This is a genomic window from Thalassolituus sp. UBA3500 (genome assembly GCF_002377545.1).
Lineage (GTDB): Bacteria > Pseudomonadota > Gammaproteobacteria > Pseudomonadales > Oceanobacteraceae > Thalassolituus.
The window spans coordinates 511-11,052 of sequence record NZ_DFQB01000007.1; the positions used below are offsets into that span (position 1 = coordinate 511).

Below are 10,542 nucleotides of genomic sequence, written 5' to 3' on the forward strand. Positions count from 1 at the left end.
TTCATCTGGAACGAATACTGCGACTGGTACCTTGAGCTATCTAAGCCGGTGCTTTGGGATGCCAACGCCAGCGAAGAAGAGAAACGTGGTACTCGCGGCACTCTGGTACGCGTACTCGAAGCCATTCTGCGACTGGCGCACCCGATCATCCCGTTCATCACCGAATCCATCTGGCATCAGGTGAAAGACCTAGCGGGCAAATCAGGCGACACCATCATGCTCGCCGCTTACCCAGAAGCTCAGGACGCCCTGATCGACGCCGAAGCGGAAGCCGACATCGAATGGCTGCAGAACGTCATTACCGCCGTACGTAACGTTCGCGCTGAAAAGAACATAGCCCCAGGCTTTGAACTCGAACTGCTGTTCAAAAACGGCGGCGACGACGACTTCCGCCGTGCCGAAGAAAACCAGGCCTTCCTGATGAAACTCGCCAAGCTCAACAAACTGACCTGGCTGAACGAAGGCGACGACGAACCTATGTCTGTGACACAGCTCGTCGGCGACATGGAAGTACTCGTACCCATGGCTGGCTTCATCGACAAAGACGCAGAAGTCGCGCGCCTGAGCAAATCGATCGAAAAACTCGGCAAAGAACTGGAGCGCGTACAAAACAAACTGGGTAACCCAGGCTTTGTTGATAAAGCACCAGAAGCTGTGATCGAAAAAGAGAAAGAAAAAGCCGCCGGCTTTGAGCGTGACATCGCCAAACTCAACGACCAGATCGAAAAGATCAAAGCGTTGTAAACCGCGACATTGCTCGACAATAGATGTCGAGACCATAAAAAACGCCAGCTCTGCAAAGACCTGGCGTTTTTTATGCTCTCAACATCTAAAGCGGTTCCTTGTAGGAGGGGATCTTATCCCCGACATTGTCGCGGCATGAAGCTCTGTTCAATTGTAGGAGCCAAACGCGAAGCCCAAAACCTAAGAGAGGCAAACCGGGTTGGAACAACCCGCCTACGGCCTCACCCATCTAAAGCCTTAATCCAACCATTGACATAGATCCAAACCTATATAGACTAAAACCTATACAGACAAGGATTCGTCATGTGGAATGTTGAAACAACCGACTGGTTTGACGATTGGTATGCGGGCCTCTCCGATACCGACCGAGCTAACGTGCTTGCGGCCATGTTGGTATTGCGAGAACAAGGGCCTGGTTTGCCACGCCCTTACGCAGATACCGTCAAAGGCTCAATCCACAGCAACATGAAAGAACTCAGGGTACAAAGCAAAGGCGACCCTATACGCGCCTTCTTCGCCTTTGACCCAGAACGCAAAGCCATTCTGCTCTGCGCAGGAAACAAAACCGGAAACGAAAAGCGGTTTTATAAAACCATGATCCCGATTGCTGATCGGGAATTTACCGAACATCTGAACAGATTGAAGTCGAGGTAAACACAATGAAGCTTGAAGACATCATTGCTAATGAAAAGCCCGAAGTCGTCGCAAAGGCAAAAAAGATTTCAGCTGATACCCTCCTTGATATTCATCTGGCTGAACTACGCGAAAAAATGAATATGACTCAAGGCCAGATCGCGGAAGCGCTTGGAGTCAGACAGCCTACGGTATCCGATATGGAAAAACCGGGCAGAGACCTCAAGCTATCTTCGCTCAAACGATACGTTGAAGCATCTGGTGGCAAACTGAAAATCGACATCGAACTACCTGATGGCACGCACTACGGGTTCAGCGTCTGAAAGGCCTGGCCATGACTAACGACTACTGCTATCGACTCGATACTAAACTGAAAGGCCTGCAACAGGATCTGACAAACCTACAAACGATCTTCAGATCTGAAGAGGTAAATCGGTATCACCGGCTAGCCGCAGAGCAACTTTTGCAGGAGCTATTCAACGCCTGCATCGGCATCGCCAAGCACCGATGCAAACAACTCGGCTATCCTGCCCCTGACAACGCATATGTCGCTTTCGAGCGGCTTTCTCAGCATGACGTAGCTTCTACGAAAAGCATCAACTAGAAGCGAATTATCGGTATGCGAAACGCCCTCGTCCACGACTACCTCAACATCAACCCAGAGATCATCGAACAGTTGATTCGCGAGAACGAATACACCGCACTCGTCACCTTCGCGCAAAAAGAATTAGACGCACTGGGTAGCTAAACAGAAGAGAAGACCTGAGACAGACATAGGCCTCCTGTAGGAGCCAAACGCGAAGCCCAAAACCTAAGAGAGGCGAACCGGGTTGGAACAACCCGCCTACGATGTCGCAATATGATATGTAAACTATCAATAAATTCGGCTAAGATTTTTCTATACGAATATCCAATCGGAAGCCCTCAATGGACAACTCTGTATTACAGAATTCAAGGACGATTATGCCTTCCATCATCAAGTGTTTTACCCTAGCAACCCTCGCCACTCTAGCAGCTTGTGGTGGTGGAGGTGGCGGAGATTCAGAACCTAAAGAAGAAGAACTGACGCTTGAAGAGCTCAGCGTCGTATGCACGGATGCAGACACAGTTGATGTAGACGGAATCGAACTACAGATGGACGTCGTCGACAGCAACCATGATGGCTGCCTGTCTGATTTCGAGTACCGGGTTGCCGAGCGCATGGCAGCAGCCATAGCCGTTCAATTGGAAATCGATGGTACAAATAATTCATCCGATACCAGTACCGTCAAATCCTTGATGATTAACGGCAACTCAGAAGTCTCCGACGGTAAAGCGCAACTGCATACAAATCTTGAGTCAGGTGAATTCAGCATCCACATCAAAAGCTACTCAAACAACTCCTCGACGGAAACCCTGCGAGTGTACTTTGATGATGAATCGGCAGCGGGTAAGAGCGGTGAAGAACCACCATACACAATGGACTTCTCACTTGTACCGGTAAATGGAAACTTCAGTTACGGCATTACATGCCGATACTCATCGGGATTCTCAATCACCTGCACAAACGTAATAATATTACCGGAAGGTGATATTGTAGAAGGTACAACTTACTACACACAGGAGGTGGTTCGATACTTCCCTCTCTCACTTACCTTCGCAGAAGAGTCCCTTCCTCAGGGTGGATACATCATCGCTACCTTCTGCGAAGACGGAGATGAGGAGACAGAAGCTACCTGTCTGGAAAACTACGCAGAGGTTCCGGTTTCCTTTAACTGATACGCCCAGAAACAAAGAAACCGCCAATTGGCGGTTTTTTTGCTTCCGTAGAAATCAGACAATCATGTAAAATAACGCTCAAATAAGCAGTAATTTAAGCGATTAACGAAGTTCTGAAAAAACTAGTTAAATCAATTGAAACCTAAGAATCTAGAGCTAAAAAGTTCACAATCGCACCGTTTCAAATACAATATTAACGTCTACTCAGTACTAGCAGCCCCACTCAAATACAAGTCTATGCCAGTTGCGGTATCCGCAGGCACACCATCAAGAAAATCCATAGAGTACCATTCATACGACTCACCTGCTCTGAAAGCCCCCCCATTAGTTTGCTCACTTCTCTCCAAGACTACACCAAAATAGACGTTAGGATTTTCAGAGGAGTGACGTATAGAAAGCCAATACTTTCCAGCCGGGAGAAACTCTGTTGATTCAAAGTCAGCATATACCCTATAAACATGCCCACCCTCGGTTCCATAATACTGATGCACGTTAACATCATGTTCTTCAGAGAAAATCAAATTATCGGGAATGATCGAACCATCGTAAACACTCAACAGGAAGCTTTGATCACTTTGATAATAAGTACCATTGACGTACGATACGGGCGCGTCTGACCAAGCCCGCCAGTTAAGACTTTTCAGCATTGTGGACTGCTCAAGCTCAAAATATGTTGCGACTTCCTGCCCCCCCACTCTACTTTCCGCAACACTTGTGACCTCTGGTAAATCGCCTACAAGGTTGTTCGCTACGGTTATTCTTTGGGTTCTATCATATAGGTAAATCTCTGAAGCATCGTACTCTTCATATTCCCTATGATACAGGCCAAACAACTTTCTATTTAGATAAGATGCGTCACTTTCACTAGCGACCCGCCCAATATTAACGAGCTTATTAAAATTAGCAACATCAGAAGTTGCGGAACGGGAGATTAAATAAACCTTATTCAAAGACTCATCATCACCAACAAACCTCCACCGAACGCCTTTAATTGAAAATAAAACTATCGAATATGTCGAAGTTGATTTTAAAGGCAGGTGCACCAGAATTTCATTATTCAGACTATCAGCCTCATATACATTTACGAAGTATATCGTTTCATCGGGCTCACTTTCTAACTTGTAATCTCTATCAACGTCTATATAAACTGGATCATAACCGAAAAATTTGGCATTAAAATTTACAGTGTGATAATCGTTATAAAAATCTATTTCAAACTGATGAATTCCTACCTCCAGCTCTAGGAGAATCTTATCTCCACACTCTCCCAAAGAGCAAATCTCGCTACCGTCCACCAAGAGACGGAAATCAGCGTACGTCAAACCATCCATTAAGAGATAAACACCACCTCCGCTCTTAATATCGAGACTTCCTGACCACACACCATTTAGTTCAGAGGCATCAATATCCTGAAAGTAGTCCCATGAATAGTTAATACGAATCTGATCCACGAGCTCTTCATATATCAATTCCGACTTTTCACCTGTTTCTTCATAAGTATAGAATGATGCACGTAAATCTTTGACATCGAAGTCTGTTTTATTAACCGCTAAGGGAAGTACAACACGGAGGTCCTGACTCTCATTAGGCGCTTCTGTATCTACAATTTCATTGTTATTTACATTTTCAGATGGTGCTGTTTCACCACTTCCACCGCAAGAAATTATAGAAAAGGATATGAATATAAGAAAAAGTAGCCGGTGCATATTACCTCCAAGTTGTAATTCGTTTGATTTGACCAACTAAGAATTTAAGTCTATAACAACTGCAGCGTGTACATACTGTCCTCAAGCGACACGTTCCATTTTTTTTACTGCCAGTATAAATAACTGAGCAAAGTCCCTCAGGCTCTCAAAGCTGCAACAGTGTAAAAAATGAATAGTAACTCCACTCACAACAATCGATAGTAATCATCCAGCCCCTGCAAAATCAGCGACCGCGATCTCGGCCTGAACGCTTCACCCGCCAACGTCACCTTCTGCATCCGATCAATCCGGAACACCCTCGGCGCTTCACGCAAATGATCCCACCCCAGCAGATACCAGACTGGCCAGTTAAAGAACAAATACTGAGGTTCTATGCGGCGCTCGGTCACCGCACCGTTACCCGCGATGTATTCAACATCCAACATTTCTAGCTCAAAGAACCCGGTCGTGACCTGCCTGGTAATGGCTGCGGTGGGTTGGCTGTAAGTCTGCGTTACCTGCCCTGACGCCGGATCGCCTACCAGAATACGTTTACGCAGTTGATTAACTACCTGACGCTGATGCTCGGGCAAACCCAACGTCATCTTCTGGCGAACACTGCGCACAGGTTCTGCCAATAAGGGGCTTTGCAGTGTCTCTGTAATCGCCAGCGACACCAGCATACTGATCACCTCTTCGTGATTCAGTCGCAGCTTATCAACGCCCCAACGTCGACTCAGGCTGATACCACCACCGGGGCCACGCTCGGCTTCAATCGGTACCCCCTGCTCGCGCAGCTCATTGATGTCGCGCAGCAGCGTACGGTCACTTACTTCAAGCTGATCAGCGAGTCGCTTCATCGTCCAGACCTCATCCTGCCGCAATAACCCGACAAGACGATCCAGACGGTTCTGCTTATTCAATAAGCTCCCTTTTGCCACCCGTATCTTTCTCCTGAAACAACCTGCGTTAGTTCGATGTTCACAGCCTAACAAAATAACCGACATTTAGTGTCGGTTATAAGATTACTCTGAATCTGTGCCAGGACAAAGGCGCACACATAATTCGGGAACAACCCCCGACAATTGACTTGAACCGAATTGAACAGAACAAACCGGAGATACGGATATGCACACAACCCTTAACGCAACTGCAGCCAACCTGAACAACAGCTTCGAAATCATCGCCCTACAGTTCCGGGCAGACGTGGATTTAGCCGCTCAGGAGGCCGCCATGGCCAACCTAAACGCCGTCGTACAGGCAGCAGAAGGCTTTAAATCACGGGATTACTACTACAGCGAAGAAAACGGCCACTGGATTGAGTTCATCGTCTGGGAAAACGAAGCAGCAGCCAAAGCAGCGTCGGCGGCCATGATGCAGAATGAAGACGCACTGGCCGTGTTTGGCCTGGTAGATGAAAAGACCATGCTCTTCTCACACTACCAGCACAAAGGTGGAATAGCGGCATGAGGGCACCCGTGTAGGAGGGGATCATATCCCCGACATTGTCGCGGCATGAAACCCCTTTCCCTGTAGGAGCTAAACGCGAAGCTTTGGCGAACCGGGTTGGGACAACCCGCCTACGGCCTCGCCCATCTAAAGCCCTATTTTGCTAAGACCAGTAATCCGACCTATAAAACCAAAGAAACCGCCAATTGGCGGTTTCTTTGTTGTCAGCCCCGAGAGGTCGAGAGCAGTCTGTCATTCCCGAGAATTCGGGAATCCATAAAACTACTTATAAAACGCCTCAACCTCGCCCTTCAGCTTGATCAGCAACGGACGACCAAAGCGATCTTTAGTCGTCGGCGAAGAAATCTTCACCCAGCCTTCGCTGATGTTGTATTCCTCGATGTCCGTGCGCTCTTTGCCCTTGAAGCGGATGCCGATGTCGTGCTCAAAGCACTCTTCAACGAAGTGCGGGCTACGCGGGTTGATGGACAGATGGTTTGGGAGTTCTGGTTTGTTGTCGGACATCGTAAAAGCCTGATATACGTTAAAGGTGTATCATTGTAGTTAGTGTAATCAAGCCACTCAACCACTAGAATACATCTGCTACCTCCCTTCATAGCTCAAGGACACGGACATGCACCTCAAAATTAATATGAGCCTAGGACAGAAGATTTCTTACGCTCGGCTACTTCTGGTGCTTTTGTCAGTTTTTTTCTTTGCATTGGCAGGTTTCTATGAGAATCCTGTATTCATGCTAGGGATTGTTGTTGTGAACTTAACCTTTGGTCGATTTCTGACAAATGTAAAATGTCCTGCATGTAAAAAACCCATATTCTGGGGGGCGAAGTTCAATTCTTTCCTTCTTTTCAGCCGTTTGAGGTGCCTGAACTGCAAGAAGCCGATCTGAATTGGCTAGCCCTCTCTAGACATCTAAATCGATTAGGCAGAACCGTCAAAGGATAATTTCAGTTCCAGTGGCATATGATCACTAATGGAAAGCCAGTTATCTGGGTCACCGATCGTAATCGTGGAGCCGGGGCGAAGGTTCTCTGAAACAAACGCATAGTCAATGTGGTATGCCTTAGCTCTGTTTCGCTGGAGATAAAAAGTATGCTCTGTTTCTCTCCCTTGGGGTTCATTTCTTCTGTTGTGATATACGCTCTGCAAGCCCAAATCACGCAGTTCTTCTACCACATTGGAGTGATTCCACCAACGGTCGTCTTTATCCCAAATAGAATTACTATTGAAGTCACCTAATACAATCGTATCTGGCTGCTTCAAGTCATTTTTATGTATTTTTAGATACTTCCAAAGCTGCCCAATATACCCGAAGGCCTTCGAATCGCCACCTTTAGTCCAGCATGCCAGGAAGGTAAACCTGTCATTCAGAGTAAAAGGTAAGAACAGCTCCAGATCTTCAGTTCGCCAAAATATAGGACGATCATGCGAACCCAAGCCTTCGAGCGTGAAAATCCCAGACCATGCTACTGGTCGGACACAGTGTCCATTACGAGGAAAAACACCTATTCCCTTATTTTTGTTCTTTCCATACCAAATGTAATCGCCGGCCCATTTTCTGTAGGCTTTCGTAGACTGGGCAGGGTCTTCACATTCCTGAACAACAACTAAGTCGGCATCTAGTGAGTCAACTGCATGAAGTTTATTTCTGAGACCACCATTGCAATTCCACGTCACTATCTTCATTTATCACATCCGAGTGCTAATCTGAGTTTCGTATGAGGCTAGGTTTTCTCTCAACTCCATACCGGTAAGCTCATTCGCCTCAATGAACCTCTGAAACTCGTTACTACAGTACACACCAAAGTAATCATCAAAATCCGTCTAAAAGATCACCTCCTCAGTGTCGAAAAACAATGAAGCGACTTCACCGAATGAATCCTTCGTGCTTGTTCTCTCATTCGCTGAAACTACCTTCAAAGGATTGAAGATAGCTCCTTCTTTGGGGGCTTCATTATCAGAGCTGTAGACTACTGGCAGCAGCTCACCATGAGGTTCAAGAATATCTCTCAATGATTTCAGTGCTCTCTCTGATAGAAAGAGGTGACCGCTGTGCATCTGAAGATCGGGGATCGGCTTATCACTCTTACCACCCAGCGCTGGCTCAAATCGGACCGACAGTGTCTGCCAGATAGGTGCATATTCTCTCGGGTCACATTCGATCTGAATCAGGTTGTCTTCACCCAGTTTTTCTATGACCTCTTCATCGTCATACATCAAGCTGAGGTAATCGAGACCATTCGTTAAGATTCTACACAACATGGCTATTGGAATTAGCTAAGAGCGGTCACTTCGAACTCAACCCCACTGGGCTCGTAAGTAATCAAGGTCTCGTACATAGCAGGACTCAGATAGATGCCGGTATAGTTGTCTTCTTTGATTTTAAAGAAGCCACGCTCCGGGACTTTACTCGTATCGAAAACAGCCCTACCAACACCACCGAATGGATTCATCTCTGACTTCTGCTGATCAAGACAATCAACAACGTTGACTACATTACAAAGCCACAAGCGAGCACTCTCCCATTTCAGTTCAATAAACTGAACGGTATCCCCTACCAGTGGTTTCAGGTATTCATAAAGATCATTACTGACGACGAAAGAACCGGTATTTACCAGAGACACATCGCACAGTGGAAGCCCTGTATCTTCTTCGTCAGGTTCGATGGCTACGGGTTGCTCTATTTCAATTGGAATCCCCTTACAACGAATGCTACCGCCGTGCTTGGGTATAAATGTTTTACAGCTGTCGTACTCTACTTCGAGTGAGTAGATAACATCAGAATGAGCCATTGCCGATCTCCCTGACCTCTACGCGTTTTAGTCTACGATCCAAAGGAAACGCACCCGAGACAACACCTCTGGCGATTCTTCTGAGAATTGCACGGGCGTGCATCGGGCTCATTGCTTGCTCCAGACAGGACGTGATATTGAGATAATAAGTCTTTCGATGGACAGTGCGATGAGCATATGAGAACTCTGGGTTCTTCGATAAGTTACGTTTGTAATTAGGTAGCCAGACGCCGTTACTTGGGTCATCTATTCGAACATTGTACTGAGCGAGAATTTCCCGCGCCGCCTCAGCCCGGACATGCCCACCACTGACAATCGCATGAGCTTCAAAATTACCACAATTTGGCCGCTCATAACCTACAGAGCCTAAAAACTCACCTAACCGCTTCGAGTTATGCTGCTCTGCAATAAGTTCTTCTTGTGACATGCCTAGCCCCGTCTGAATGTACTGAGCAAGCACCTCTTTCATCGCCAGGACTTTGGTATCTGTAATAGTTTTGGCTATTAATTGATTGGTTTCTTTTGTTAGCCGTCCGTTAGCGGTCAACAATTCAGTCAAACCTAACCTGAAATCAAGTTCATCTACTTCTAAACACAGTGGATCAATATCTGACACAGTTCACCTCCGTATGACACCCGGTGATTGTCGCGGATAAGATCCGCTCCTACAAGCTCAGAGACACTCTACCTTAGACCGACAGTCCGTCGCGCAAGCTTCGCGTTGCTCTCCTACTGGTGCATCTCTGTTTCATACAGATAACCGCAACCAAAACAGCCGCCCGATGGCGGCTGTTCTATCACTTTAAAAGTCCCTCTTCCCCTACCGTCACTCCCTCTACTCACTCCTCCACCCGATCAAAGTAGAAACGCGCGGTAAAGTCGATGTCGTTGTAGGTGCCGTTATTATGCGAGCAGGTCGCGGTGTAATGCGCACCTTCGACTTTGCCGTAATCCAGCGGAATGTCCAGGTAGCAGTAGTTGTTATTGCCGCCGTTGGTCTGGATATAAGCTTCCAGTGCAGGGAAGCCTAACCCCGGCTGCAGTACGTTGTTGGTATCGACGATGTATTCGCCGTAGTAACACGGGATCGGTGTGCCTGCTGGCAGTGTCGCATCGTAGGTGAATGTGCCCACCGAGATACGGAAGTCGCATTCGGTGAGTGTCCGGCCTGCGTTGACATCAAGCCAGGTCGCGGCGTTAACGCGCAGGTCGAAACCATCGAGCCAGATCTTGTATTTGATATCGCCCTGGCGCGGATTAGTGCCGGAGGTGTACTTCTCAAAGAAATCAGAGTTGCCGTCACCGTCTGAGTCACCCGCGTTCGGGTTGGTGTAGTCGAGGTATTCGGTCTGGTCGCTCAGGCCGTCGTTGTCGGTATCGCTGATGCGCGGGTTCGATACGAATATGCCAATGTCGCTGCCGTTTATGGTAATACGGCGCGGTGGTGTCGCGCCCTGATACAA

15 protein-coding genes are annotated in these 10,542 nt (G+C 47.3%); 7 read left to right on the plus strand and 8 right to left on the minus strand.

Going from position 1 to position 10,542, the window contains the following annotated elements:
• The 6 genes from B2R29_RS02530 to B2R29_RS02555 all read left to right on the plus strand — a co-directional run.
• The coding region (locus tag B2R29_RS02530; protein ID WP_301179644.1) for a class I tRNA ligase family protein at window positions 1-744 on the plus strand (744 nt) is incomplete at its 5' end.
• 303 nt (window positions 745-1,047) lie between these two features.
• Entirely contained in the window at window positions 1,048-1,398 is a 351-nt protein-coding gene (locus tag B2R29_RS02535; protein WP_301179645.1) for a type II toxin-antitoxin system RelE/ParE family toxin, read from the plus strand.
• Window positions 1,399-1,403: 5 nt separating this feature from the next.
• Window positions 1,404-1,700, plus strand: coding sequence for a helix-turn-helix domain-containing protein (locus B2R29_RS02540; protein ID WP_301179646.1), 297 nt, complete (start codon window positions 1,404-1,406; stop codon window positions 1,698-1,700).
• Between the two features lie 11 nt (window positions 1,701-1,711).
• The gene (locus tag B2R29_RS02545; RefSeq protein WP_301179647.1) at window positions 1,712-1,981 is read left to right on the plus strand and encodes a HepT-like ribonuclease domain-containing protein; all 270 of its coding nucleotides are present in this window, start codon (window positions 1,712-1,714) and stop codon (window positions 1,979-1,981) included.
• A 9-nt stretch (window positions 1,982-1,990) separates the two neighbouring features.
• Window positions 1,991-2,125 carry a HepT-like ribonuclease domain-containing protein gene (locus B2R29_RS02550; protein WP_301179660.1) on the plus strand — a complete coding sequence of 45 codons (135 nt, stop codon included), beginning with the start codon at window positions 1,991-1,993 and terminating at the stop codon, window positions 2,123-2,125.
• 179 nt (window positions 2,126-2,304) lie between these two features.
• Window positions 2,305-3,135, plus strand: a complete 831-nt coding sequence (locus B2R29_RS02555; RefSeq protein ID WP_301179648.1) for a hypothetical protein — start codon at window positions 2,305-2,307, stop codon at window positions 3,133-3,135.
• A 200-nt stretch (window positions 3,136-3,335) separates the two neighbouring features.
• On the opposite strand, the gene B2R29_RS02560 is transcribed toward B2R29_RS02555, so the two are convergent.
• Window positions 3,336-4,841: a hypothetical protein gene (locus B2R29_RS02560; protein ID WP_301179649.1), complete on the minus strand. Its 1,506-nt coding sequence runs from the start codon at window positions 4,839-4,841 to the stop codon at window positions 3,336-3,338.
• Window positions 4,842-5,026: 185 nt separating this feature from the next.
• Window positions 5,027-5,743 (minus strand): helix-turn-helix transcriptional regulator, encoded by a 717-nt coding sequence (locus tag B2R29_RS02565; protein ID WP_301179650.1) that lies wholly within the window; start codon window positions 5,741-5,743, stop codon window positions 5,027-5,029.
• Between the two features lie 205 nt (window positions 5,744-5,948).
• On the opposite strand from B2R29_RS02565, the gene B2R29_RS02570 reads away from it, so the two are divergent.
• Window positions 5,949-6,290: a hypothetical protein gene (locus B2R29_RS02570; protein WP_301179651.1), complete on the plus strand. Its 342-nt coding sequence runs from the start codon at window positions 5,949-5,951 to the stop codon at window positions 6,288-6,290.
• A 261-nt stretch (window positions 6,291-6,551) separates the two neighbouring features.
• Here the strand turns inward: B2R29_RS02570 and B2R29_RS02575 are convergent, their stop codons facing one another.
• The 6 genes from B2R29_RS02575 to B2R29_RS02600 all read right to left on the minus strand — a co-directional run.
• Window positions 6,552-6,794: a DUF3297 family protein gene (locus tag B2R29_RS02575; protein WP_301179652.1), complete on the minus strand. Its 243-nt coding sequence runs from the start codon at window positions 6,792-6,794 to the stop codon at window positions 6,552-6,554.
• A gap of 414 nt (window positions 6,795-7,208) precedes the next feature.
• Window positions 7,209-7,973 carry an endonuclease/exonuclease/phosphatase family protein gene (locus B2R29_RS02580; protein WP_301179653.1) on the minus strand — a complete coding sequence of 255 codons (765 nt, stop codon included), beginning with the start codon at window positions 7,971-7,973 and terminating at the stop codon, window positions 7,209-7,211.
• 138 nt (window positions 7,974-8,111) lie between these two features.
• Window positions 8,112-8,549: a hypothetical protein gene (locus B2R29_RS02585; protein WP_301179654.1), complete on the minus strand. Its 438-nt coding sequence runs from the start codon at window positions 8,547-8,549 to the stop codon at window positions 8,112-8,114.
• An 11-nt stretch (window positions 8,550-8,560) separates the two neighbouring features.
• Complete coding sequence (locus B2R29_RS02590) at window positions 8,561-9,079, minus strand: imm11 family protein (RefSeq protein ID WP_301179655.1); 519 nt, start codon at window positions 9,077-9,079, stop codon at window positions 8,561-8,563.
• Entirely contained in the window at window positions 9,066-9,695 is a 630-nt protein-coding gene (locus B2R29_RS02595) for an AHH domain-containing protein (RefSeq protein ID WP_301179656.1), read from the minus strand. Before B2R29_RS02595 ends, B2R29_RS02590 begins: the two co-directional genes overlap by 14 nt.
• A gap of 223 nt (window positions 9,696-9,918) precedes the next feature.
• The coding region (locus tag B2R29_RS02600; protein WP_301179657.1) for a hypothetical protein at window positions 9,919-10,542 on the minus strand (624 nt) is incomplete at its 5' end.

Excerpts from the sequence above, each read along its gene's own strand:
- B2R29_RS02535 (WP_301179645.1), top strand. The coding sequence starts at position 1,048 with ATGTGGAATGTTGAAACAACCGACTGGTTTGACGATTGGTATGCGGGC.
- B2R29_RS02540 (WP_301179646.1), top strand. The coding sequence starts at position 1,404 with ATGAAGCTTGAAGACATCATTGCTAATGAAAAGCCCGAAGTCGTCGCA.
- B2R29_RS02545 (WP_301179647.1), top strand. The coding sequence starts at position 1,712 with ATGACTAACGACTACTGCTATCGACTCGATACTAAACTGAAAGGCCTG.
- B2R29_RS02555 (WP_301179648.1), top strand. The coding sequence starts at position 2,305 with ATGGACAACTCTGTATTACAGAATTCAAGGACGATTATGCCTTCCATC.
- B2R29_RS02560 (WP_301179649.1), bottom strand. The coding sequence starts at position 4,841 with ATGCACCGGCTACTTTTTCTTATATTCATATCCTTTTCTATAATTTCT.
- B2R29_RS02570 (WP_301179651.1), top strand. The coding sequence starts at position 5,949 with ATGCACACAACCCTTAACGCAACTGCAGCCAACCTGAACAACAGCTTC.
- B2R29_RS02575 (WP_301179652.1), bottom strand. The coding sequence starts at position 6,794 with ATGTCCGACAACAAACCAGAACTCCCAAACCATCTGTCCATCAACCCG.
- B2R29_RS02580 (WP_301179653.1), bottom strand. The coding sequence starts at position 7,973 with ATGAAGATAGTGACGTGGAATTGCAATGGTGGTCTCAGAAATAAACTT.
- B2R29_RS02585 (WP_301179654.1), bottom strand. The coding sequence starts at position 8,549 with ATGTTGTGTAGAATCTTAACGAATGGTCTCGATTACCTCAGCTTGATG.
- B2R29_RS02590 (WP_301179655.1), bottom strand. The coding sequence starts at position 9,079 with ATGGCTCATTCTGATGTTATCTACTCACTCGAAGTAGAGTACGACAGC.